General features: G+C 40.0%; 18 protein-coding genes. All 18 read left to right on the forward strand.

Going from position 1 to position 25,507, the window contains the following annotated elements; all coding sequences use genetic code 11:
- Window positions 1–2: 2 nt before the first annotated feature.
- Window positions 3–785 carry a PP2C family serine/threonine-protein phosphatase gene (locus V7K48_RS30905; protein WP_335078515.1) on the forward strand — a complete coding sequence of 261 codons (783 nt, stop codon included), beginning with the start codon at window positions 3–5 and terminating at the stop codon, window positions 783–785.
- Window positions 786–841: 56 nt separating this feature from the next.
- A complete protein-coding gene (locus V7K48_RS30910; protein WP_335078518.1) occupies window positions 842–3,010 on the forward strand; it encodes a tetratricopeptide repeat protein in 2,169 nt (722 codons plus the stop codon).
- A gap of 615 nt (window positions 3,011–3,625) precedes the next feature.
- Window positions 3,626–4,399 (forward strand): glucose-1-phosphate cytidylyltransferase, encoded by a 774-nt coding sequence (gene rfbF / locus V7K48_RS30915; RefSeq protein WP_335078717.1) that lies wholly within the window; start codon window positions 3,626–3,628, stop codon window positions 4,397–4,399.
- Window positions 4,400–4,585: 186 nt separating this feature from the next.
- Window positions 4,586–5,800: an L-2-hydroxyglutarate oxidase gene (gene lhgO / locus V7K48_RS30920; RefSeq protein ID WP_335078520.1), complete on the forward strand. Its 1,215-nt coding sequence runs from the start codon at window positions 4,586–4,588 to the stop codon at window positions 5,798–5,800.
- A gap of 432 nt (window positions 5,801–6,232) precedes the next feature.
- Window positions 6,233–7,261, forward strand: coding sequence for an NAD-dependent epimerase/dehydratase family protein (locus tag V7K48_RS30925; protein ID WP_335078522.1), 1,029 nt, complete (start codon window positions 6,233–6,235; stop codon window positions 7,259–7,261).
- A gap of 201 nt (window positions 7,262–7,462) precedes the next feature.
- Window positions 7,463–8,731 carry a class I SAM-dependent methyltransferase gene (locus V7K48_RS30930; RefSeq protein WP_335078524.1) on the forward strand — a complete coding sequence of 423 codons (1,269 nt, stop codon included), beginning with the start codon at window positions 7,463–7,465 and terminating at the stop codon, window positions 8,729–8,731.
- A 200-nt stretch (window positions 8,732–8,931) separates the two neighbouring features.
- The gene (locus V7K48_RS30935; RefSeq protein ID WP_335078526.1) at window positions 8,932–9,885 is read left to right on the forward strand and encodes a glycosyltransferase family 2 protein; all 954 of its coding nucleotides are present in this window, start codon (window positions 8,932–8,934) and stop codon (window positions 9,883–9,885) included.
- Window positions 9,886–9,970: 85 nt separating this feature from the next.
- On the forward strand, window positions 9,971–10,978 hold the full coding sequence (locus V7K48_RS30940) for a glycosyltransferase family 2 protein (RefSeq protein ID WP_335078529.1): 1,008 nt from the start codon (window positions 9,971–9,973) through the stop codon (window positions 10,976–10,978).
- 50 nt (window positions 10,979–11,028) lie between these two features.
- The gene (locus V7K48_RS30945) at window positions 11,029–11,880 is read left to right on the forward strand and encodes a phytanoyl-CoA dioxygenase (protein ID WP_335078531.1); all 852 of its coding nucleotides are present in this window, start codon (window positions 11,029–11,031) and stop codon (window positions 11,878–11,880) included.
- 236 nt (window positions 11,881–12,116) lie between these two features.
- On the forward strand, window positions 12,117–12,674 hold the full coding sequence (gene rfbC / locus V7K48_RS30950; RefSeq protein ID WP_335078533.1) for a dTDP-4-dehydrorhamnose 3,5-epimerase: 558 nt from the start codon (window positions 12,117–12,119) through the stop codon (window positions 12,672–12,674).
- Between the two features lie 61 nt (window positions 12,675–12,735).
- A complete protein-coding gene (locus V7K48_RS30955) occupies window positions 12,736–13,974 on the forward strand; it encodes a glycosyltransferase (protein WP_335078535.1) in 1,239 nt (412 codons plus the stop codon).
- A gap of 382 nt (window positions 13,975–14,356) precedes the next feature.
- A complete protein-coding gene (locus V7K48_RS30960; RefSeq protein WP_335078538.1) occupies window positions 14,357–15,670 on the forward strand; it encodes an NAD(P)H-dependent oxidoreductase in 1,314 nt (437 codons plus the stop codon).
- A 302-nt stretch (window positions 15,671–15,972) separates the two neighbouring features.
- The gene (locus tag V7K48_RS30965) at window positions 15,973–17,073 is read left to right on the forward strand and encodes a glycosyltransferase (RefSeq protein WP_335078540.1); all 1,101 of its coding nucleotides are present in this window, start codon (window positions 15,973–15,975) and stop codon (window positions 17,071–17,073) included.
- A 127-nt stretch (window positions 17,074–17,200) separates the two neighbouring features.
- On the forward strand, window positions 17,201–19,429 hold the full coding sequence (locus V7K48_RS30970; protein ID WP_335078543.1) for a GumC family protein: 2,229 nt from the start codon (window positions 17,201–17,203) through the stop codon (window positions 19,427–19,429).
- A gap of 622 nt (window positions 19,430–20,051) precedes the next feature.
- Window positions 20,052–20,780: a heterocyst development glycosyltransferase HepC gene (gene hepC / locus V7K48_RS30975; protein ID WP_335078545.1), complete on the forward strand. Its 729-nt coding sequence runs from the start codon at window positions 20,052–20,054 to the stop codon at window positions 20,778–20,780.
- A gap of 179 nt (window positions 20,781–20,959) precedes the next feature.
- Window positions 20,960–22,810: a heterocyst formation ABC transporter subunit HepA gene (gene hepA, locus V7K48_RS30980; protein WP_335078547.1), complete on the forward strand. Its 1,851-nt coding sequence runs from the start codon at window positions 20,960–20,962 to the stop codon at window positions 22,808–22,810.
- A 319-nt stretch (window positions 22,811–23,129) separates the two neighbouring features.
- Window positions 23,130–24,296 carry a glycosyltransferase family 4 protein gene (locus tag V7K48_RS30985; protein WP_335078549.1) on the forward strand — a complete coding sequence of 389 codons (1,167 nt, stop codon included), beginning with the start codon at window positions 23,130–23,132 and terminating at the stop codon, window positions 24,294–24,296.
- A gap of 64 nt (window positions 24,297–24,360) precedes the next feature.
- The gene (locus tag V7K48_RS30990) at window positions 24,361–25,353 is read left to right on the forward strand and encodes a glycosyltransferase family 2 protein (protein ID WP_335078552.1); all 993 of its coding nucleotides are present in this window, start codon (window positions 24,361–24,363) and stop codon (window positions 25,351–25,353) included.
- The last annotated feature ends 154 nt before the right edge of the window (window positions 25,354–25,507 follow it).

Consider the following 25,507-nt stretch of genomic DNA (forward strand, 5'->3'; position numbering starts at 1 on the left):
CTATGAACATATCAAAACAGATTGCTCAATGGCGGATTGTGGCTGCGTCTGTATGTGGTACAAGTCACTTAAAAAACAACCAGTTATGTCAGGATGCTCATCATTGGCAGATATTGTCAGATAATGTTTTAGTGGCGGCCGCAGCAGATGGGGCGGGTTCTGCTAGCCTTGGGAAAGTTGGAGCGATGGTTGCTGTGGAGACAGCAATAGAAAACATTTCAAGCATTGGACTCACTCGAAAAATTTTGACTGATGATGCCTATGTGCGATCGCTTTTAAATGATGCCATACTAGTTGCTAAAAAAGCTGTGGAGGATGAGGCGGCTACTTGTGACAAACAGCCTCAAGATTTAGCAACAACTTTAATTATGATGGTCGCCACGCCAGAAGTTGTAGCTGTGGCACAGATAGGTGATGGTTTGGCAGTGGCAAAAGATGGGATGGGCAACCTTCTGGCACTGACTATGCCTGATAGCGGCGAATACATCAATGAAACCACTTTTTTGACTTCGCCTAATGCCTTAGATACAGTGCAAATGAGATTATGGCGCACAGACATAGTAAACGTTGGTATAATTACTGACGGACTCCAAATGCTGGCTTTGAATATGGTTGTTGGCGAACCTCACAAACCATTCTTTTTTCCACTGTTTGAATTCGTAGCCAATACTGAGAATAAGACACAAGCAAAGGAGCAGTTGGTAAAATTTTTACGCTCAGAGCGGATTACACAACGCACTGATGATGATTTGACACTCATTATAGCTGCATTCAACGACTCATAAGCAATAAATCTACAGGTTTCACATCTTAAATAACTCCCGTTAGCGGTAATTTCATTATGCAGGTACTACGTTGTTCCCCTAGAAAAGAAATCCTCAGCCTCAATGTCAGTTTGGGGCGTGGCGGCGAAGCTTGTGTTTATGCAGTGCCATCTGATAACAACTTGGTGGCGAAGATTTACCACAAGCCAACGACTGCTCATGCTGATAAACTCCAGGCGATGCTTGCCAACCCGCCAGAAAACCCTACGGCTAGTTTAGGGCATATCTCTATCGCTTGGCCAGAGGATTTATTACGGGCGGCAGATGGCAAAAATAGCATCCTTGGCTTTTTGATGCCACGTATTCAGGGGATGCGTCCAATCATCGACTTTTACAACCCCAGAACCCGTCGCCAGCACTGCCCCCTATTCAACTATCAGTACCTGCTCCGCACGGCTCGTAATCTGGCGGCGGCTTTTGCAGCTTTGCACGCTAGTGGATATTGCATTGGTGATGTGAACGAGTCTAATATCCTCGTCAGCGACACAGCGCTGGTGACTTTGATAGACACAGACTCTTTCCAAGTACTCGACCCCAACAACAATGTTGTTTATCGGTGCCCAGTAGGTAAACCAGAGTTTACCCCACCAGAACTACAGAATAAAACTTTTGCCCAGCACGATCGCGAAATCTCTCACGACTTATTTGGGTTAGCGGTGCTGGTATTTCAACTCTTAATGGAAGGCACCCACCCATTTTCTGGGATCTTTCAAGGTGCTATTGAGCCACCACCCTACGAAGCACGCATTGCATCCGGTCATTTCACTTACAGCCAAAAGCGGCACGTACCCTACCTGCCTACACCTATTGCACCCGCTTGGGAAATTCTCCATCCCAGCTTACAGGAACTATTTGTTCGTTGTTTTGAAGAGGGTCACAACAACCCACTGCTGCGCCCCAGTGCCCAGACTTGGCTCTCAGCAATAGCTGAAGCCGAAGATTCCTTGATTACCTGTACTACAAATCCCCAGCATCGCTATAACAACCATATGCGTAGCTGTCCGTGGTGTGAACGGACTGTGCGATTAGGCGGACGCGACCCCTTCCCATCACATCGGGCTATAGAAGCTAAAGAACATCTACAACCGCGAATCAAACCGAAAAAGCACTACACCCAGACACCACGTTTGCCACAGCGAGTCATGTCACCGCACTTAGCTAATTATTGGCAGCCAGTAATTACCCCAAGCGGTTCATATTATAAACCTTCCAAAAAGTCAAAATTATACCCAATTATTTTTTGCTTGCTGGGTTTTGGTTTATTGGGATATGCAGACGTAATGATTAAATTTACTCAGCCGTTGGTTTCTCAAAATGCTTACACCCAACAAGCATTGAATTCTCGCCAGCCAAATAACAAACTCAGCTTCGCTGATTACTATCAACAGGGTGAGGCTGCTTACAAACAGCGAGACTATGAAAAAGCAATTGTCAACTTCAGCCAAGCAATTGAACAACAACCTATACATGCCAGAGCTATTGTCAATCGTGGCAATGCCCGCTATAACTTGAAAGACTACGAAGGAGCAGTTATAGATTATAGCCAAGCTCTCAAAATCAACCCCAATCAAATCAAAGCTCTTGTAAATCGGGGCAATGCCCGCTATATGCTTGCCGAATATAGCAACGATCCTGATACAGAGTATAATCTAGCGATCGCTGACTATAATCGGGCCATCGGTCTGGATAATAATGAAGTTGAAGCTTATATCAGACGGGGGATTGTCCGCACCCAAATGGCTAAATATAGCGGTGAATCTCAACAAGCTTACAAAAGAGCGATCGCAGATTTTACTCAAGCGATAAAACTTAATGTATCCAAAGCAGAAGCTTACTTTCAGCGGGGTTTTGTCTATTATCAAATTGCCCAATATAGCAGCAATTATCAGCAAGAATATAATCAAGCGATTACTGACTTTAACCAAGCACTAACTATTAGCCCCAGACTAGCAAAAGCGTACCTCAAACGAGGTATGGTTCGCTATGAACTGGCACAATATGGTGGTAGTGAATCTAACAAAAACCAGACGAAAGCTATCGAAGATATACAGGCATCTGCCAAAATCTTTCTTGAGCAAGATGATATGGATAATTATCAGCAAGCACTCAGTAACATGTGTGTAGTGATAGAAAACAAATGTGACCCTTTATTCCAAGGTCCAAGTAATCCACAAAAAACCAACTAAAAGAAAGTAAGTTTTGTTACTGGCATATTATTGGTTTTGATTTCAGAAATCAAACCTGACTAGGGTTAGCTGGTGCTAATCCTAGTTATTTTATGGATGACATTTTTATTAAATTGAGTCATTTGTTTTCCTATTTCTAGATATTCATAGAGCTTTTATATAGAAAAGATTTTAATTTATATTTCCTTCATAATTTTGCCAAAAATTATAGTTAGATTATTGACGGAGAAAAAGAAATCAGAAATAAATTTTTCTCTACCTAAGTGCATCCTCTTCATGTTGAAAAAGTCAACTAATTTTGGATTTTAGATTTGTGATAGCGTAGTGTTAGCGAGTCTTCTCCCAACGCGAACGAGCGTCTCCTTGGCGTAGCCTCTCGTAGAGAAGAGTTAGGGAGACGATGCCGCACATAAAGCAGCGTTAGCGAGTTATGGAGCGTCACAAGCATCTTTGGGATTAGTCATCGAACATCACGAGCGTATGAGTAGATTTGTTCCGCCCACTTTCGGAGCAGGGCATGTATCAAAAAACTCTTTTAATCCAAAATCTAAAGTCTAAAATCTAAAATTGGCACGGTCAAATAATAATATCCCTACAAATCTCCGAGGTAATTGCATGAAAGCGGTGATTTTGGCTGGAGGACTTGGTACACGCCTGAGTGAAGAAACTAGTATCAGACCTAAACCGATGGTTGAGATTGGTGGTAAGCCAATTCTCTGGCACATAATGAAAACTTACTCTGCCCACGGCATAAATGATTTCATCATTTGTTGTGGTTACAAAGGTTACATAATTAAAGAGTATTTTGCTAATTACTTTTTACACATGTCAGATGTTACCTTTGACATGCGATTTAACCAGATGAACGTGCATTCTGGTTATGCTGAACCCTGGCGTGTCACCTTAGTAAATACGGGTGACAATACAATGACAGGCGGACGCTTAAAGCGAATCAGTGAACATCTTGGTAATGAAACTTTTTGCTTCACTTATGGTGATGGTGTAAGTGATATTAATATCACAGAGCTAGTTAACTTTCATAAACAACAAAATTCCTTAGGAACACTCACAGCTGTTCAACCAGCCGGACGTTTTGGAGCTATTTCCTTAGGATATGAGCAAACTAAAATCACCAGCTTTCGAGAAAAACCTGAAGGTGATGGAGCTTGGATTAATGGCGGTTATTTTGTGTTAGAACCAGAAGTAATCAACTTAATCGCTGATGACTCTACGGTGTGGGAGCAAGAGCCATTAGAAAAGCTAGCTGATATGGAACAGCTATCTGCTTTCAAACATAATGGTTTTTGGCAACCAATGGATACTTTACGCGATAAAAACTATCTAGAGGGGCTATGGAATAACAGTCAGGCTCCTTGGAAAGTTTGGTAGAAAGAAAGTTATGAGTTATGAGTAATTCAATTTTGGATTTTAGATTTTAGATTTTTTTTTAATCCAAAATCCAAAATTAAAAATCTAAAATTGGCAGAGTTAGGAGTTGAAACTCATAACTCCTCACTCCTAACTACTAACTCCTGACTTTATAGATTTACTGTAATTTCAAGTACAATAATACTAATGTATGATTTCGCAATTATAGGTGGGGGAATAGTTGGACTCTCGACAGCGTTGGCTTTAGGAAAACGCTATCCCAATGCCCAAATTTTAGTACTCGAAAAAGAGAGCCAATGGGCATTTCACCAAACCGGCAATAATAGTGGGGTAATTCATTCTGGTATTTACTACAAGCCAGGGAGTTTCAAAGCTAAATTTTGTCGTGACGGTTCTCGCTCAATGGTAGAATTCTGTCAAGAGCATGGAATTGACCATGAAGTTTGTGGTAAGGTAATTGTTGCAACTGAAGAACAAGAGCTACCACGCTTAGAAAATCTCTACAAACGCGGCTTAGACAATGGCATAGAAGTCCAGAGAATCAGCCCTGAAGAAGTCAAGGAAATTGAACCTCATGTAAGATGTGTAAGTGGAATTCGGGTATTATCAACTGGTATTGTTAATTACAAGCAAGTTTGTTTGAAATATGCCCAGCTAATTCAACAGCAGGGTGGGGATTTACACCTCAATACAAAAGTTCTGAAAATCTCCCCAAGTGGTAAAAATCAGGTACTAGAAACAAACAACGGTAGCTTTGAAACACGCTTTGTAATTAATTGTACTGGATTGCATAGCGATCGCACTGCCAAATTAGGTCAAGTTGAACCCCAAGCAAAAATTGTCCCCTTCCGGGGAGAATACTACGAACTCACTCCAGAAAAACGCTATCTGGTCAAGACACTAATTTACCCAGTTCCCAATCCAGATTTCCCCTTCCTGGGTGTCCACTTTACCCGGATGATTGATGGTAGCATCCATGCAGGGCCAAACGCAGTTCTCAGTCTCAAACGTGAAGGTTACAAAAAAACCGACTTTGACCTGCGGGATTTTGTTGAAGTCATCACCTATCCCGGTTTCTGGAAGTTAGCGGCAAAACACGCTGATGAAGGCATCCAAGAAATCATTCGTTCTTTTAGTAAAGCAGCCTTCACAAGAAGTTTGCAAAAACTAATTCCAGAAGTCCAAGCAGAAGACTTAGTTCCCACCCATGCAGGAGTCCGTGCTCAAGCCTTAATGAACGATGGCAAGCTTGTAGACGACTTTTTGATTGTTTCCGGTCAAAACTCCATCCATGTTTGCAATGCTCCTTCTCCTGCTGCCACATCTTCTCTAGAAATTGGCAAAGCGCTAGCTACTCAAATTCCCCAACTCTCGTATCTAGACAGTGTAGTAACTGCATAGATAGCATAGTTATTACTTCCGGAGCTGCTGAATTAAGGGATGAATCTTGTATGGTGGGCATCTTTACCTGGAAATACAAAAGACGGGCAAGATACCCATCCACAAGAAAAAAGTCTAGTGCATCAATTAAGAACCGCTATAGAGTGCTGCTACCCAATGGGAAGCCTGCAAAAGATTCTAGTAACTACATAATGATTGTTAGCCGAATCATATATAGCGCAATGACCTAACCCCCAATCCTTTCCCTACTAGCGTTAGGGAGTAAAATTCAAAGCCTCTCTCCTCTTAAGAGAGGAATGGAAGTGAGGTCGTATTGCATACAAACGAAAAATATAGCGGTTCCCTTTTTGATGCAACACGCTGTAGGGTATACATCTGTGCGCCCCTACTAAACGAAGAATTTAACTCATCAATACAAAGGCATTAAGCACAATGAAAATATTAGTAACTGGAACAGAAGGTTATCTTGGTTCGTTATTACCGCCTCTGTTAATTGAACGGGGACATGAAGTTATTGGTTTAGATACCGGTTTTTATAAAGTTGGTTGGCTGTACAACGCTAATGGGGTGACACCCAAAACCCTCAACAAAGATATCCGCAACATCAACCCTGAAGATTTGGAAGGTGTCGAAGCAATAGTTCATATGGCGGAACTCTCCAACGACCCAGCCGGACAATTAGCACCCAATATTACCTACGAAATTAATCATGTAGGTTCAGTTCGTCTAGCTAGTCTGGCTAAGGCTATGGGTGTACGTCGTTTTGTATATATGTCTTCGTGCAGTGTCTACGGTGTTGCTACCGCAGGTGATGTCACAGAAGAATCCCCAATTAATCCCCAAACAGCCTATGCAGAATGCAAAACTCTGGTAGAAAAAGATGTCAGACCACTCGCTGACGATGACTTCTCTCCCACCTTTATGCGGAATGCTACAGCCTTTGGTGCTTCTCCCAGGATGCGCTTTGATATTGTTTTAAACAACTTAGCAGGGTTGGCATGGACTAGCAAAGAAATCAAAATGACCAGTGATGGTACACCTTGGCGTCCATTAGTCCATGCACTGGATATTTGCAAAGCAATAGTCTGCGCCTTGGAAGCACCACGGGACATTGTACATAACCAAATCTTTAACGTGGGAGATACAGCAAACAACTATCGCGTCAAAGAAATCGCTGAAATTATTGCTGATATTTTCCCAGATTGTAAATTGTCCTTTGGTGACAACGGTTCAGATAACCGCAGCTATCGGGTATCCTTCCAGAAAATCAACACAATCCTACCCGGATTTAAGTGTGATTGGAATGCCCAACTTGGTGCCCAGCAGCTATTTGATTTATTTAGTCAAATACATATGGCTGAAGATACGTTCTTATTTAGAGGATTCACTCGCTTAAAACAGCTAGAGTATTTAATTCGTACCGAGCAAATTGACAAAGATTTCTTCTGGAATAAAAAGTAGCTAGAGTTAGCTCTTAGTGTGTAAATAAATAATTGAATCATCAGATTTATTCAGAGTTTACGCTTTCAGACTAAAATGTAAACTCTGAAATGACTCAATTAAGATTTACATATTAATAATCTCAAGATTTCCAAAATTAATAATATTTGATTCAGACTTCTTTCACCCATCAAATTATTTGCAATCAGTGAGTTGAAATTTATGGCGATCGCAAAATGTCGTTTCAGTGGTCAACCTCTGCACCAAACCTTTATTGATTTAGGAATGTCACCTTTAGCCAATGCTTATCTTAGGGCAGAACAGCTAAATAATGCAGAAAAATTTTATCCTCTCCACGCTTATGTCTCTGAAGACATTCTCTTAGTTCAATTAGAACAATTTGAAACTCCAGATCACATTTTTAGCGACTATGCTTACTTTTCTTCTTACTCGGTAAGTTGGCTAGAACATGCGAAGGCTTACACCGATATGATGGTAGAAAAGTTTAACTTTAATCATCATACTCAAGTTATTGAAATTGCCAGCAACGACGGCTACTTACTGCAATATTTTTTAGAAAAGGGAATCCCAGTTTTAGGAATAGAACCAGCAGCAAATATCGCCAAAGTTGCTGAAGACAGAGGTATTCCTAGTATCAACAAGTTTTTTGGAGTTGAAACTGCCAAAGAACTCGTGATACAAGAAAAACTGGCTGACCTTTTAATAGGCAATAATGTTTTAGCTCATGTACCAGATCTAAATGATTTCATTGCTGGGATGAAACTCATCCTCAAACCCAATGGCATTTTGACAATGGAGTTTCCTCATATTTTGCAACTCCTTCAACAAAATCAGTTTGATACGATTTATCATGAGCATTTTTCTTACTTCTCATTTCTGACTATCGAAAAAGTTTTTGCAGCCCACAACTTGCAACTTTTTGATGTAGAGGAATTATCAACTCATGGCGGTTCACTAAGAATTTATGCCAAACATGACCACGTTGATAATCCTAGCATCAGTGACCGAGTTAACCATCTGAAAGTAAAAGAAATCACTGCTGGACTGCATCAGATAGAGACTTACATCACATTTGCAGAAAAAGTCAAAAAAACAAAGCACAAGCTATTAAATTTTCTCTTGACGGCTAAAGCAGAAGGTAAATCAATCGCTGGTTATGGCGCACCAGCTAAAGGTAACACATTGCTCAATTACTGTGGGATTGGGAAAGATTTTATCGATTACACAGTAGATTGCAATCCCTATAAGCAAGACTTATTTTTACCTGGAACTCATATTCCTATCTTTGAACCAGATAAAATCCGCGAGACTCAACCAGATTATGTCTTAATTTTGCCTTGGAATCTCAAGGAAGAAATTATGGAACAAATGGCATTTATTGGTGAGTGGGGTGGACAGTTTGTTGTGCCAATTCCTGAAGTAAAAATTTATCCATGTCCTATTCCGGATAGGCTTTTAATAGCGTCGTAATTACTAAATATAACCAAAAAAGCGCCTTTTGTTACTATTTTTTATCGTCACTATGAGCAGAGGTAATAGTCAAAGAGTAATTAAAAGGCGTACCTCGTATAGATTGTTTGTCACCAAACCACAAGGAATTAGACTGAAAAGCAGCTTGTTAATTACTAAGCTGCTGTTAGTACTTTCTTAACTACAGATTTGAGCTTAATATGAATAAATTGCTGACCATCGCCATTCCTACATTCAATCGTGCCCAGCTTTTAGAACAACAACTTACTTGGTTAGCTAAAGCTATTAAAGGGTTTGAGTCTGACTGCGAAATCTTTATTTCTGATAATTGCTCTACAGATAATACTCAAGAAGTAATTAAAAAGTGGCAAATAATTCTTAGTAATGTCAGATTTACATCAAACCTAAATAGCAAAAATATCGGTGTAATGGGTAATATTGCTTGTTGCTTAAAAGCCCCAACCAGTAAATATGTTTGGACAATTGGTGATGATGATCCAATTCAGGAAAGAACTCTAGATTATGTGTTAACAACATTAAAAAAACATTCAGATTTAGCACTAATGTTTTTAAACTTCTCTGGTCGCCAAAAACAAACAGGTCAACTTGTTGTAGAACGTTGGTTGAATAGCGATAACGACGAGCTAAGAGTTGATGGTAAAGCTGTATTTCAAGGTTATCTGAATGAAAATTTTGGTGGTGTACTTTTTATATCAGCAGCAATTTATCGCACAAATATAGTAAAACAAGCTCTACAAAAATGGCCATCTGCTACTAGTAATTGGGCATCTCAAGCATATTGGACTGCGTTTTGTGCTGCTCACGGAAGTGTGATCATCACTAAAGACACTTATTTAGAATGTACTATGGGCGCTAGTCTTTTGGATCTTGATCCAACATGGAATTTGAAAATGCGATATGCATATATACCTGAAGTTTATATAAAACTACTAAAAGTAGGATATCCTCAAAAATTTTGTCAGGAGATGATTTGGCAGAATTTCCAACAAAAAACTGACTTGAAAATCTTATTAGGTGCTTTAAAACGTTGGCCTTTCTTGACAATAAAAATATTTATTCCTTACCTACGTTTGTTAAGCATATCAGCTTGGGCAATTCTTTTTCCACCCAAGCAGCTAGAGACTATCCTGTAATTTATTGTATTAATTGCCAAGTTACTGTTAACACTAGTTCTTGGCGATAAGCACTCATATACAAATTTAACTACTATTTATTCCCATGCATAAATTACTGACCATTGCCATACCAACTTATAATCGTGCTGAGTTACTTAATAAACAGTTAGCATGGCTGGCTCAAGCTATTAAAGGTTTTGAAGATGACTGTGAAATTTTAGTTTCTGATAATTGTTCAATAGATAATACTCAGGAGGTGATCCAAAAATGGCAATTAACACTTAGCAATATCACATTCAAATCAAATAAAAATTTAAAAAATTTAGGCGTAGTCAAAAATATTATGTATTGCCTAAATTCTGCAACAACAAAATATGTTTGGACAATTGGTGATGATGACCCAATTCAAGATAGAACCATTGCTTATGTGATTAGCAAACTCAAGCAACATGAAGATTTATCATTATTGTTCCTCAACTTTTCTGGTCGTAACCAAATTACTGGTGAACCAGTTCATCCACCAAGCATTGTTGGTAATCGCTGGTTTGATGTTGATAGTGAAAATGGTGATGGTGATGGGAAAGCTATATTTGAGCATTGTTTCTCAAAAAGTGTCGGTGCAGTTATTTTTCTGACTGCTACAGTCTACTGCACTGACCTAGTAAAACGCGCTCTGCAAAGTTGGCCAGATGCTGAGAATAACTGGATATCTTTAGCATATTTAGCCGGATATTGTGCTACTAATGGTAGTGTAATTGTCACTAAAGAGACTTATTTAGAATGTATTGTTGGTGTGAGTTATTGGCAGAAAGAACCAAAGTCTGCACTATTAATGCAATACAAACACATACCCGAAGTGATTTTAAAGTTGGAGAAAAGTGGATATTCTAAGCAGTTTTGCAGGCGGATGCTTTTGCAGAACGGCAAAGAAGTTAACTTGAAAGTTTTTTTGGGTGCTTTAAGAAGATGGCCTATGTCCGCCATCAAAACAGTAGTTCCATTTTTGGCTTTAGTCAGCTTATGTGCTTTTGACGTAATGGTTGCTAAAGAGTTCAGATTAGCAGAATCAAGTGAAATATCTACTCAAGAAGTGCAAAGCTATAAGCCATAAGCTACTAAATTTTTGATAAATATACATCAAAAGTAGGAGGTATTAATGTCATGTTTAATGCAATTAAAAGAAAAATAGCTACACTGTCCTCTGACTTTGAATACTACGTAGCCCGTTTAAAGCATAGCAAAAATCTACCAGCATTGGAAGGACGCGATCGCCACATCTTTAATGCTCTTAAAAAAGATGGCGTTTGTGTCACAACCCTGGCAGATTTAGGGTTCAACTCTAGCTCAGAACTGCTCAAAGCTGCTTACCATCAATTGTCTCAGATGGAAAATTTAAACAACGATCATCTAGAGCAAAAGTTGCCACAAATTTCCACAGTTACAGCGTTACCAGAATTTTATGCCTGGGCAATCGAGAAAAGGCTGCTCAATATAATTGAAAATTATATCGGTCTTCCCATCGCTTTTCACGGTGTACATTTACGCAAAGATTTCAAGAGTAAACATCAGTTTGGGACGCTGCTATGGCACAGTGATGCAGAAGACCGCCGTATTATCAAAATCTTTATTTACTTGAATGATGTCGAAGAAAAAACTGGACCTTTTGAATACATTCCCCGCTCTTTAACTTCCTTATTTAGTTGGAATTATTTTCGACTTTACTACAAACTTTGGAAGTCAGGCTATATGGGTATCAACGATGAACAAGTAAAACCAGTCATCCCCAAATCAGCTTGGAAATCCTGCCCAGGCCCAGCAGGTACAGTCATTTTTGTAGATACGAAAAATGCTTTGCATCACGGCACAGTCCGCACAGAAGACCGGTCAGCACTATTCTTTTGTTACACCGCCAACCCCCCGGAACGACCAGATCTCTGCACCCAATACTGGGATGATACTTATCCCAGAGCAGAGTTACGTTCTTCATTAGATGCAGTTAAAGTTCCAACTTAAAAACGTAAATTACTCCCTTCTCACCAGAAGAATATCTAATTTAATTAACTGCTGAGGTGCAGAGAACACAGGTTGCACCATATGAAATTTATAGGTTTAGGACTGACATCAAAATATCTCTGAAACTCTCATATATTTGCGCCCTCTGCGCCTCTGTGGTTCGTTTATTTTCTGGCGCCAACATTAAGCAGTTATCAAGTATTTTCTGGACTCAATATTCATCTTTAAGGAATCATATGATTTTCACCGAAACCGCACTCCAAGACGCATTCATTATTGACTTAGAAGAAAAACCAGACCACCGTGGTTTTTTTGCTCGGTCTTTCTGCGCTCAAGAATTTGAAGCACACGGATTAAAGCCAACAGTTGCCCAATGTAACCTATCTTTTAACTACAAAAAAGGTACTATCCGAGGAATGCACTATCAAATTCTCCCAGCAGCAGAAACGAAATTAATTCGTTGTACTAAAGGTGCTATCTATGACGTAATTATTGATATGCGTCCTGAATCTCCCAGCTTTTTATCACACATCGGTGTAGAACTAACCCCAGAAAACCGTCGTGCTTTGTATGTTCCAGAAATGTTTGCTCATGGCTATCAAGCACTCACAGATGAGACTGAAGTCATATATCAAGTGGGTGAATTTTACACGCCAGGGTATGAGAGAGGTTTACGCTATGACGACTCATTCTTTAATATTGACTGGCCTCTAGATGTGACTGAAATTTCTGAGAAAGATTTAAGTTGGCCTTTGTTGAGAATGATGACTGTTGGCGGTACAGCTTCCAGATAACTATAGGCTTTTTCTTTGCGCCTCTATGTGAGGGTCAAATAATTAATTTAGGTAGAAATAAATGCCAAATACAATTCTATCTCGTGTCGGTAATACTATTTCTTTTGTATCCAAAAAAGTCCAAGCACGCATCAATTACGCTAAGACTTTACAAGTTGTTTCCCTGAAGCCGAAACAGCCTTCCAAAGGAAATGTACTTCTTTCTTATCGGATTGAACCATTTTTGATAAAATCAGGTCAGCCTATCCCCAATGACCAGAGTTGGAACTGGGAGTGTCTACTAATCGCCCAAACTTTTTTAGACTTGGGTTATAACGTTGATGTTATCCAATTCCACAATAATAAATTCGTTCCTCAAAAAGACTACGCATTTTTCATCGATATCCGTCATCGTCTAGAAGCACTTGCACCAAAACTGAATAAAGATTGCATCAAGATTTTCCACGTTGACATTGCTAATATGGTGTTTCGCAATGCAGCTGAATGCAACAGACTTCTAGAACTCCAACAACGTCGAGGAATTACCTTACGACCACAGCGATTTGAGACGCCCAACTTAGGAATTGAATATGCCGATTACGCTACTGTATTGGGCAATAATTTCACAGTTGATACATTCAAATATGCGAACAAACCAATGTATCGTATTCCAATTTCTTCGTCACTCGTTTATCCCTCTCCTGACGAGAAAGACTTTGAAGCGGTAAGAAAGCGTTTTCTGTGGTTTGGTGGTAATGCTCTAGTTCTCAAAGGATTAGACTTAGTTTTAGATGCCTTTGCCCAAATGCCGGAATACCATTTAACAGTTTGTGGCCCGGTAAGTAATGACAAAGAATTTGAGCAAGCTTTCCATAAAGAACTGTATGAAACACCTAACATTCACACCTATGGTTGGATTGATGTTAGCAGCCCTGACTTTTTAAAGGTTACAAAGAATTGTTTGGGGCTTGTTTATCCTTCCGTTTCTGAGGGACAGGCAGGAGCAGTAATAACTAGCTTGCAAGCCGGATTAATTCCGATTTTAAGCTACGAATCTGGTGTGGATGTTCATGATTTTGGTGTGATTTTCGAGAATCTTTCCCTTGAAGAAATTAAGGCGAAAGTTAGAAGTATTTCCAATTTGCCTGTAGAAGACCTAAAGCTTATGTCTCATAAGGCATGGGAATATGCAAGAGCAAATCATACCAAAGAAAAGTTTGCCCAAGCCTACAAAAATGCTGTGGAGCAAATTATCGAAAATCACAGCCAGAAAAAACAGACTGGTTTGATAGCATCTAGCAAACAACTGGTTAGCACTTAGCCCTGGCGATTAGAAATCGCACGCCAGTTGCTCATGGGGGAAACCCCCTATAGCCCTTCTCTACGAGACGCTTTGCGTAGCTTGCTTCCACGAAGTGGTACGGGCATCCTACGGCAGGCGCTAGCCTCTTCTTTTGGGAGAAGACTGCACTGGCTTGGCTATACAAACTTTCGTCCGCCTGCGCGGACTGATGGGAATTAAGGGTTTTTAACCCGCGCAGGCGGGTTTTGCCTGTATAGCCCCGTGACTTATAGTCGCTTGGTGCAAGCTAATCGCAATTCACCATGAAAATGTACTTAATATTTAGTTGTCATCAATTATTAAGTGCAAGATTATAGAGAATTTGTATCACAATAAACAGTTCCAAAAAGGAGTTTAGTTCATGATTATTATCGATCGCGCCTTACAAGCCCGTGCAGCAGCAGGCAATCCCATCAAAGTGGGAATGATTGGTGCTGGTTTTATGGGTCGAGGAATTGCCAACCAAATTGTCAATTCAGTGCCAGGAATGGAGTTAGTTGCTATCTCCAATCGTCAGATTGATGCAGCTAAACAAGCTTATTCGGAAGCAGGAATTGAAGATATTCAAGTTGTTGCAACTGTCAGCGAATTAGAAGATGCGATCGCTAACGGGAAATATGCAGTCACAGAAGACGCTAAGTTACTGTGTCGGGCTGAGGGCATCGATGCATTAATCGAAGTCACAGGTGCAGTGGAATTTGGCGCTCACATCGTCATGGAAGCGATCGCCCATTGCAAACATGTGATTATGATGAATGCTGAACTCGACGGCACCATTGGTCCCATCCTGAAAGTGTATGCTGACAAAGCAGGCGTCATCCTTAGCGCCTGTGATGGCGATCAGCCAGGGGTACAAATGAACCTCTACCGTTTTGTAAAAAGTATTGGTTTAACTCCGTTATTGTGCGGTAACATTAAAGGACTCCAAGACCCCTATCGCAATCCCACCACCCAGGAAGGATTTGCTAAACGTTGGGGTCAAAAGCCTCACATGGTGGCTAGCTTTGCAGATGGAACCAAAATTTCCTTTGAGCAAGCGATCGTTGCCAATGCCACAGGGATGAAAGTCGCCAAACGGGGAATGCTGGGATATGACTTCAACGGTTATGTCGATGAAATGGCCCATATATATGATGTTGAACAACTCAAAGAACTGGGTGGTATTGTCGATTATGTAGTTGGAGCAAAACCTGGGCCAGGCGTATATGTATTTGCCACTCACGACGACCCCAAGCAACGCCACTATCTCAACTTATACAAATTAGGCGAAGGCCCTCTTTACAGCTTCTATACTCCTTATCACCTCTGTCATTTTGAAGTTCCCCTGTCCGTAGCGCGTGCTGTCCTATTCGGTGATGCCGTTATGTCTCCACTCGCAGGCCCGCTAGTAGATGTGATCACTACCGCCAAAATTGACCTGAAAGCAGGAGAAACCTTAGATGGCATCGGCTACTACATGACCTACGGACAATGTGAAAATTCCGATATCGTTCAACAGCAAAATCTCCTACCAATTGGTTTAGCTGAAGGGTGTCGCCTAAAACGAGATATTACTAAGGATCAAGTCCTCACATATGAGGATGTAGAATTACCTGAAGGCAGACTCTGCGACCAATTACGAACTGAGCAAAACACTTATTTCGCCTCAGAAAAAATCTTGGTAGCAGTTGGGTAATATCGGTTCCAAAAATATTTGCAACAAATGAATTGGCTGTAGGGGCGTACAGCTGTACGCTCTTAATACGTTTCGGATAAGATCCCCCCGCCTGTGGCGACCCCCTTAAAAAAGGGGTAAAGATCAAAAAAAGCCCCCCTTTTTAAAGGGGGTTGGGGGGATCTCCGAGGCCCCTACCAACGTATTTGTAGCAAGAATTTCGTGAAGAGGATAGGAAGTTATACTGCTGAACACTAAAGTTGTTGATAGTAACTTGCTGGGGAGCCTTCAAGCAAACCTGATCGAAACTTTAGGTCAAATTCATGAAAATTGCTCTAGTCCATGATTATTTAACCCAGCGAGGTGGGGCAGAGCGTGTGTTTGAACTGCTTTGTAAGCACTATCCCGAAGCAGATATTTTCACATCTTTGTATGATCCACAAAAAACTATTGATCTAGGCGATCGCATAGTTAATACAACTTTCTTACAAAAGATTCCTTATGCAGCAAAATATTTCAGGTCGATGGCTCCTCTATATTTTCCTGCCTTTCGTGCCTTGGATCTGCAAGACTACGATCTAATTATTAGCAGTAGCACCAGCTTCGCCAAAGCAGTGCGAAAAAATCCTAATGCCCGCCACATTTGTTTTTGCCATAATGTCACCCGTTTCTTATGGGATACAGCAACTTATTTAAGGGAGTATGGAGACTATAGATATTTTGCTCCTTTAATTGAACAAGTATTCCAAGTAATGAGAAAGGTAGACCTAAAATATGCACAGGAACCTGACCTTTACATTGCTAATTCTAGTGTTGTTGCCCGCCGAATTGAAAACGTTTATGGCAAAAAGGCAATGATGGTGAACTATCCAATTGATACTAGTAAATTTATTTTTTCAGATATAAAAGATGAATATTATCTGGCCTCAGCCCGGATGATCAGCTATAAGCGTCTTGATATAATAGTCGAAGCTTTTAATTGGTTAGGATGGCGGTTATTAATATCAGGTGATGGCCCAGAACAAGCACGGTTAAAATCCAAAGCATTACAAAATATTGTGTTCTTGGGACACGTAAGTGATAAAACCCGCAAAGACTTGTTTTCCAAAGCCAAGTCTATTATTGTTGCAGCCCTAGAAGACTACGGATTAGTTCCAGTAGAGGCTAATGCTAGTGGCACACCAGTGATTGCCTATGGAGCAGGTGGAGTATTAGATACTCAAATCCCAGGTGAAACTGGAGTCTTTTTTAAAAGACAAACACCCGAATCTCTACAAATTGCATTACTAGAAGCTAATGGTATCTCTTGGGATTACGATCGCATCCGTAATCATGCAGTAGCAAACTTTTCAGAGAATGCATTCTTTGGGAAAGTTGAGCAAATTATTCACCAAGCTTGTGGTGTACATCAATTATTCATTTGATTTCTTAATCTCTTTACACAACAAGATTACCTATTTATTTTCTCTCTCCTCCTTGGCGGTTTGTTAAAAAAATAGGTATTCTTCAGAGTATCTCTTAGCGTAAGTCTCCAAGATAAGGATAATAAAAGTGGTTCAAACTAGTCTAAATCCTCATATAACTCCAGCTTCTGAAACTGAACCAAGTTACGGACAAATGTTTGCCGTATTTGTACGAAGATTTCCTTGGTTCTTAGCAGTATTAATTAGTTCTCTTGCGATTGCAGGCTTAGTAACTTTTAAAACAAAACCAACATATAAAAGTTCGATGCAACTGCTAGTAGAACCTAACTATCAAGGTAAGACAGAAGGTGCTGGGTTAGACAACCAGTTTACCGACTCTAATGTTGTTATAGATACTGCAACCCAGCTTAACTTGATGCAGAGTTCGGGACTCATCCAAAAAGCAGTTGATAAACTTCAATCTGATTATCCCGACATAACTTCAGCTGAAATTAAAGCTTCTTTGGTCTTAACTCAATTAAGGAGCAAAGAAGATAATGTCGCTACTAAAATCTTTCAAGTTGAATACACCGCAGGAGATCCAGAGAAGACAAAAAAAGTTCTGGGTGCAATTCGACAAGTTTATGTGGAATATAACAAAGAACAACAGAATTCGCGTTTACAAAAAGGTCTGCAAATTATTAGGGAACAGTTAAGTAAAGCCAGTGAAGAAGTAAACGCAGCTGAGACAAATTTACAAAGGTTTCGGAGAAATCAGAACTTAATTGATCCAGAGTCACAGGCCAAAGCTATTGAGACAGCCTTGAACAATATTGCCCAAGAACGACAGACAACTCGCTCTCAGTATGGGGAAGCTTTGGCACGCCAAAAATCTTTGGAAGAACAACTTAACCGTTCTCCCCAGAATGCTCTAGTTGCTTCTCGCCTGAGTCAGTCTGTTCGCTACCAAAGCTTACTAAACGAAATCCAAAAAACAGAACTGGCACTAGCACAAGAACGCTTACGCTTTACAGATCAGACTCCGAGTGTGCAAAATCTCAAACAACAGCTTCAGGGTCAGAAGGAATTATTGCAACAAGAGGTAGGAAGAACTTTAGGGCCAAAGTCTCCTGGTGGATTCACTTCTGGAGATTCTCTCCTCGAAAAAGGACAGCTCGGTCAAATTGATCTCAGCCTTGCCGGTCAGCTAGTGGAAACGCAGACAAATCTAGTTGCTTTAACTGCTCGCGATCAAACTTTGGCCCAGAAAGAAAACGAGCTGCGTTTGGAAATCAAACGCTTCCCGCCTCTATTGGCTTATTACAATCGGATGCTACCACAGTTGCAATTTAGTCGTGAAAGATTAGAGCAGCTTTTAAGAGCAGAGCAGCAATTGCGACAAGAACTTTCCAAGGGTGGATTTAATTGGGAAGTAGTAGAAGATCCCCAAAAAGGTGCACAATTAGGCCCCAATCTCCAGCAGAACTTGCTCTTAGGTGCTGTGGTTGGGTTTATGTTAGGAGGCATTGCTGCCTTTATTCGGGAATCGGCTGATGATGCAGTTCACACCACTGCTGAGTTAGAAAAGCAAATGGCCATGCCGTTGTTGGGAACAACTCCCAAGTTACCGCCAGCTAAACCCAGAGAATCAATGATCAAGTTGCCTTTTGGGAAGCCAGAAGTTCTCGCCCCCTGGACAATTCAGGTATTGCAATCTCCACCGCGTTGGGAATCGCTGGATCTGATTTACAAAAACATTGAACTTTTAAATACTGTTACTAGCTTAAAATCTTTGATGATTACCTCGGCTTTAGCTGACGAGGGTAAGTCAGCTTTGGCGTTGGGTCTGGCAATGAGTGCTGCCCGTTTACACAAAAGGGTGTTACTGATTGATGCCAACTTACGTGAACCCAGTTTGCACCAACAACTGAATCTTCCTAATGAACAGGGGCTTTCTACTCTACTGGCTAGTGATGCAACTCTACCCAACCAGATTAGTCTTCAATATTCAGGCTCCGCTTATATCGATATTTTGACCGCCGGTCCCAAACCTGCTGACCCAGCTAATCTGTTGAGCTCCCCTCGGATGATGCAATTAATGGCAGCATTTGAGGAAAACTATGATTTGGTACTCATAGATGCTCCCCCGGTTCTCGGCTTGGTGGATGCCATGCTTACCGCATCATCTTGTCGGAGCGTGGTCATGGTGGCAAGCATTGGGATTGTGACGCGAAGTCAGCTGACTCAAGCTACAGCCATGTTAAGTAAGTTAAACCTGATTGGAGTTGTAGCTAATGGGGTATCAAACTCTAGCATTAATTATGTACCCAATATCAAACAACAGCAATTAGCTCTGCGACAAGCTGTAGAAAAGTAGCTAGTACCGCTAGATGATAGATCCCCGACTTCTTAGAGAAGTCGGGGATCTTGCGTTTGGCATTATATAACCAAAATTTAATTTTGTTGCTATCAGGAAAAATTTAGTATATTTATGCTATTTTTATAAGTTTCCAGAGAAATCACTAGCTTTTTAAAGAGTAAATAAAGAATTTATTTGAGCGCTCGTTATTTCTACATAGTCTTATATTCTAGAGATTAAAGCACCTTCATAAAGGCTAGAAGACAAGAGTGGACTGGTTTTGTTAATATCGACACAACAAACACCTCAGTGCAATTTAACGTAGATATAGATTCATGGGTAATTTGCCTCTACACTTCTCTACTGTCAGTAGTTACCGGAAAATACCGATTGCCCATGAATATTGATAGTAACGTTGCTCGCTACCTATGTAATTAGTATCTCTCTAATTTGTATATCTCTACAGCAACGGAATTCTGTATGATATGTGCTTGGCTGAGTGGCAAATAGTAATAACATATTTTTGCCCTCAATTATCTCCAACTTTTTGGACTTACAACAAGATTCGGATTTGGGTCTTTGGCATTGATAGCCTTTGATAACGCCTCAGCAATTCACTCCTGTATAAACCCAAAGACATATGACAACTTCAATAATTCCAACTCTAGAGAATTTATATGATCTAACCCAGCAACACCAAGAGAATCGTGGGCACTGCACACTCCAGTGGCGACGGGGTAAGCTGTTGGTGAAGCCGCCTGGACGAGTTAAACAACCATATCTGCCTTCATTAGATAGTAAGCGATCGCTAGTAGAATGCTTACAACATTCTCCTGTAAGTTTGGTAAGCATAGATCCAAAACTGGGTGAGAATTTGCTCAGGTTTTGGGCAGATGCATGTGAAGAAGCTCGAAAACCAATATTCCTAAGCATACCCGCTGGTAAGAAACTGCCTAACCGACCCTTGAGACAATTGCAGCGACTAATTGATTGGATTGCTGCTTTAGTGTTGCTGCTATTAGTAAGTCCAGTCATGTTGGGATTGATTGTATTAATGCAGGTTTATTCGCCAGGGTCACTTTTTTGTCGTGAGTGGCAGGTTGGAGAACGGGGTAAACTCTTTCGGGCGATGAGGTTTTGCACAACTACAAAGCACAACATCACACCGCTAGGGCGTTGGATGCATAAATACAGTCTTGATAATTTGCCCCAGTTATTTAACGTGCTGCGGGGTGACATGAGTTTGACTGGATCTTGTTGTTGGACTTTAGAAGATGCAGTACAGCTAAATCAACTACCAGAAATTACGGCTTCATGGGAAGTAGAGGCGCAGTCTCACCTGTTACATCTGGATAGCCAAACACTTTGAGAATTCAAAATTCAAAAGTCATAATTTTGAATTCTAACTCCTAACTCCTGAATTCTTATACCAATTCTTTGGGAAACTGTACAAAATCAGGTTTAGCCAGACTTGGGGCTTAAGCCCCTTGTTCTATACAATCTCACAGGTAATCGGTATTACATGCCAAATTATTGTTAGAAAAATCTATGCATTTCCAACTTCCTCAACAACTCCGTAGTCTGCTCAAAGCTAGCAGCTTCTGGCAGGACAACTATTTAATATTGCGAGAATTTAAACACTTTCGGAAAATTGCAACTTTAGCTTTGATGTTTTCGGTTTTAGCAGCAACTTTTGAAGGTGTGAGTATTGGTTTTTTACTCTCCTTTTTGCAAAGTTTAACTAGTCCCAACGCTCAACCTGTTCAGACAGGAATACACTGGTTTGATATCTGGATTTTGGGAGCTAAGACATCGGCAATTAATCGTCTGTACCGCGTATCTTTACTGATTTTATTGAGTACTTGGTTACGTGCAACCTTTAATTACTTTTCCCAAGTCTACACTGAATTATCTCAACTACATCTTGCTGATCGCTTACGTAAGCAAATTTTTGAACAGTTACAAGCCTTGTCACTAAGTTACTTTGCCAAAACTCGTTCTGGTGAACTAATTAACACAATTACTACAGAAATTGAAAGGATCAGACAGGGTTTTAGTGGTGCAGCTTTTTTAGTAACTAGAGGACTAACAACCTTTGTCTACTTAATCTCAATGTTTTTGATATCATGGCAACTGACGCTGATATCAGCATTACTATTTACACTTTTAGGTGTGGGGTTGTCAAATCTGAATGCTAGAGTCAGAGAATCGAGTTTTGGCATGACAACTGCTAATGCTAATTTTACATCAACAGCCATAGAATTTATTAATGGCATTCGCACTGTTCACTCCTGTGGTACTCAAGAATTTGAGCGTCAGCGTTACTACAAAGCTAGCGACAAGGTAATAAGTACTACAACAAAAGTTGTCTTCACCTGGACACTTGTGAAGCCAATTGCCGAAGGGGTAGCGACTACGGTATTGATCGGAATGATTATTTTGGCGTTCACTAGCCTTGTTACCAATGGAACACTACAAGTTGCTTCTTTGCTAACCTTTTTCTTTGTACTATTTCGCTTCATACCATTTGTTCAAGATATTAATGGTACGAGAGCATATCTCAGCACTTTACATGGTTCAGCAGACAACATTAAAAATTTGTTAAAAACTGATGACAAATTTTATTTTCAAAATGGCAGAATTGAGTTTAAGGGTTTAAAAAGGTCAATAGATTTAGTATCTGTGGATTTTGGCTACGATGATAAAAATCTAGTGCTACATAATATTACCCTTACTATTGAAAAGGGAAAAATGACAGCATTAGTCGGGGCATCTGGTGCTGGTAAAACAACACTTGCTGATTTAATTCCCCGATTTTATAATGCTACAGATGGATATCTTTACATTGATGAAATTGATGTACGGCAGTTTGAAATTAACTCCCTACGTCGCAAAATAGCTGTCGTCAGTCAGGACACTTTTATCTTCAATACTAATGTTTGGCAAAATATTTCTTACGGGACTCCAGAAGCGAGTAATGATGAAATTCAAGAAGCTGCTAAACTAGCAAATGCACTAGAATTTATTTTGGAAATGCCGGAAGGTTTTGATACCCAATTGGGAGATCGGGGTGTTAGGTTATCTGGAGGACAAAGACAGCGAATTGCTATTGCGCGAGCTTTACTGCGGAACCCAGAAATTTTGATTTTGGATGAGGCAACTAGCGCCTTAGATTCTGTATCTGAGCGCTTAATTCAAGATTCATTAGAAAAGCTATCTGTTGGAAAAACAGTGATTGCGATCGCTCACCGTCTTTCTACTATTTCTAAAGCAGATAAAGTCGTGGTATTAGAACAGGGACGGATAGTAGAGCAAGGTAAGTATCAAGAACTATTGGAACTCAAAGGTAAGCTTTGGAAATATCATCAAATGCAATATGAAGTAAGGCAATCCGATTAGAAAAAATATCTAAAAGTTCGTCAAGTTGAAATCAATTTACCAAAATACTTGCAACAGAGGAATCGGCTGTATATCCTTACAGCCGTACACCCTTGTATAGCAGTCATAAATCATTTATAAAAATAAATTAACCACAGAGGCGCAGAGAGCACAGAGAGAGGAATCAGAAATTTTCACGACTCATTTATGATTACTATATATCTTGACCAATAATTTGATTAAATTGCCAAAAAATAGTATTTTAATGCTGATTATTTCTATAAACAAGTTGTTATTAATTATTAAAATTAGTGCTATATACTGAACAAAAACGGAAAACATGTACCAGAATATATTTGACAAAGACCTGATTTATCAATGCTCCAATTTTGAAGTAGGTGGGGGCGGAGGTGTTGAAACTTATTTAGCGTTTCTGTTTGAACATCGACCACCCGATATTAGTGATCACGTGATAAGATCGCTTAAGAATGTTGACCAAAGCCAGTTTAAACTGCTGCATATCCACAGCCCAGATTTACTATTACAGCTTACAGGCGAATGCCCTACCATCTTCAGTGTTCATAATCACTCATTCTACTGTCCTAGTGGCACAAAATATTTAGCAGGGCAGCAGACAATCTGCGATCGTAACTTTTCTTATTTAGGATGTACCTGGGGCAAACTAATAGATAAGTGTGGTAGCCGTAGACCTTTAAGAAGTTTTCAAGAATTTCAAACCACTCATCAGTTTTTAGATGTATTAAAAAAGATAAAAATTACTTTCATTGCTAATAGTGAATATGTCCGGCAACAATTGATTAAAAATGGTGTACCCCCAGAGCAAACTGTAACCCTACACTGTGGGATCTCTGTACCGCAAACAGCAACTGCACCTCTAAGTTTAAAAGTCCACCAAAATCATAGAATTTTGTTTGTGGGACGGATTGTTTCTGATAAAGGTCTAGAATGGTTACTCAAAACCTTAATACATACAGACCCACAAATTCAACTTGATATCGCAGGTGAAGGCTGGGAACGACTCCAGTTAGAAAAGTTAGCAAACACCCTCAGATTGAATAACCGGATTACTTGGCATGGCTGGTGCGATCGCGATAAACTAAATAAACTTTATCAACAATGTTTTGCAGTCATCTTTCCCAGTGTCTGGCCTGAACCTGCCGGTCTTGTAACTCTGGAAGCCTATGCTCGTTATCGACCTGTAATTGGTAGTGCAGTTGGAGGGATTCCAGAACATTTACGAGATGGAGAAACGGGTATTCTTGTTCCAGCCAATAATATTAAAAAGCTGGCTGATGCCATTAACGAGTTATATATAGATCATCAAAAAAGCCAATATATGGGCGAACAAGGTCATGCTTTATTGATGAAGGAATTCACAATGGATACTCATCTAAAAAACCTGCGGACAATTTATGCAAAAACAATAGCAGAATTTCCTTCTAGAGTGAAAAGTTTATATAGATATAGCATCCCTCAAACTAAATAAGTTTAGTTTAGTAAAAACATCAGATGGTGCATCTTTTACCTATGAAATATAAAGGGATAAAAATATGTCATTGCATCAAGAATATCAACAAAATTTAGTCAGCGTTATTATCCCCACCTATAATCGACCAGAGTATCTCAAGCAAGCGATCACTAGTGCTATTAAACAGACTTATCAAAATATCGAAATCATTATTTGTGATAATTGTAGTTCAGAAAATCCCCAAGCAATTGTTGCGTCTTTTGGTGATTCACGCATCAGATTTTGGCGGCATCAGCAAAATGTCGGTATGTTAGCTAATCAGCAGCATGGTTTCAAGATGGCGCGAGGTAAATATGTTGCTAGTCTCCATGATGATGACATCTGGAATGAAGACTTTTTAGCAAAGCTTGTACCAATACTAGAAGCAAATTCCGAGTTAATTATCGCTTTTTGTGACCAATATATCATGGATGCTAATGGCATAATTAATGATGTTGGAACTGAAGAAAACACGCGTGGTTACAAGCGAGATAAGTTAACACAAGGGATTCATCAACCTTTCTATAAAATTGGGTTAATAGATAAAAGTATACCTACTGCGGCAGCTTGTGTAATTCGCAATAATTTTGTGGATTGGGATAGTATTCCCCCAGAAGTTGGCGGCATGTGGGATTTATATTTAACTTACCTTTGTTGTGTATCTGGTTGTGGGGCTTACTACTATCCAGAAAGGCTGACGCGATATCGTGCCCATGAGCAAACTGATACCATGCTCAGTGGTAGTCGAGATGTGCAGGCAAAAATCTGTAAAGCTAAAAGCGAAATATTTTGTTATCAAGTCTTTATGGAAGATACTCGTCTACAGCAATTTAGGACGTACTTTCAACAGAAATGGTTAGAAGCTAATACAACTTTGGGAATTGGTCTGCTACGAAGTGAACAGATAGCAGCAGCACGTCCTTATTTTTGGCAGGCATTGAAAAAACAAAAATTTAACATGCGAACTCTAGCGGCACTCAGTCTTAGTTTTACTCCGCAATTTTTAGCAAATAAGTTAATAGAAATCTCAAAATAATATCAAAGTATTATCTACGTTGGATAATTTATTTTTTTAACGAACCGCAAAGTACGCATTTGCGTAGCGTCTGTCTGCGACACGCTGTGCGAACGTAGAGAAGAGTGCAAAGGGAAGAAAAGAAGATTATTGTAAATTCTTCCTCTGTGTGAAA

The sequence above is a fragment of the Nostoc sp. genome (genome assembly GCF_036919615.1).
Classification (GTDB): domain Bacteria; phylum Cyanobacteriota; class Cyanobacteriia; order Cyanobacteriales; family Nostocaceae; genus Nostoc.

Coding starts and splice junctions, on each gene's coding strand:
- V7K48_RS30925 (WP_335078522.1), top strand. CDS start 6,233: ATGAAAATATTAGTAACTGGAACAGAAGGTTATCTTGGTTCGTTATTA.
- lhgO (WP_335078520.1), top strand. CDS start 4,586: ATGTATGATTTCGCAATTATAGGTGGGGGAATAGTTGGACTCTCGACA.
- hepC (WP_335078545.1), top strand. CDS start 20,052: ATGACAACTTCAATAATTCCAACTCTAGAGAATTTATATGATCTAACC.
- rfbC (WP_335078533.1), top strand. CDS start 12,117: ATGATTTTCACCGAAACCGCACTCCAAGACGCATTCATTATTGACTTA.
- hepA (WP_335078547.1), top strand. CDS start 20,960: ATGCATTTCCAACTTCCTCAACAACTCCGTAGTCTGCTCAAAGCTAGC.
- V7K48_RS30985 (WP_335078549.1), top strand. CDS start 23,130: ATGTACCAGAATATATTTGACAAAGACCTGATTTATCAATGCTCCAAT.
- V7K48_RS30910 (WP_335078518.1), top strand. CDS start 842: ATGCAGGTACTACGTTGTTCCCCTAGAAAAGAAATCCTCAGCCTCAAT.
- V7K48_RS30960 (WP_335078538.1), top strand. CDS start 14,357: ATGATTATTATCGATCGCGCCTTACAAGCCCGTGCAGCAGCAGGCAAT.
- V7K48_RS30935 (WP_335078526.1), top strand. CDS start 8,932: ATGAATAAATTGCTGACCATCGCCATTCCTACATTCAATCGTGCCCAG.
- V7K48_RS30930 (WP_335078524.1), top strand. CDS start 7,463: ATGGCGATCGCAAAATGTCGTTTCAGTGGTCAACCTCTGCACCAAACC.
- V7K48_RS30940 (WP_335078529.1), top strand. CDS start 9,971: ATGCATAAATTACTGACCATTGCCATACCAACTTATAATCGTGCTGAG.
- V7K48_RS30945 (WP_335078531.1), top strand. CDS start 11,029: ATGTTTAATGCAATTAAAAGAAAAATAGCTACACTGTCCTCTGACTTT.
- rfbF (WP_335078717.1), top strand. CDS start 3,626: ATGAAAGCGGTGATTTTGGCTGGAGGACTTGGTACACGCCTGAGTGAA.
- V7K48_RS30905 (WP_335078515.1), top strand. CDS start 3: ATGAACATATCAAAACAGATTGCTCAATGGCGGATTGTGGCTGCGTCT.
- V7K48_RS30990 (WP_335078552.1), top strand. CDS start 24,361: ATGTCATTGCATCAAGAATATCAACAAAATTTAGTCAGCGTTATTATC.
- V7K48_RS30955 (WP_335078535.1), top strand. CDS start 12,736: ATGCCAAATACAATTCTATCTCGTGTCGGTAATACTATTTCTTTTGTA.
- V7K48_RS30965 (WP_335078540.1), top strand. CDS start 15,973: ATGAAAATTGCTCTAGTCCATGATTATTTAACCCAGCGAGGTGGGGCA.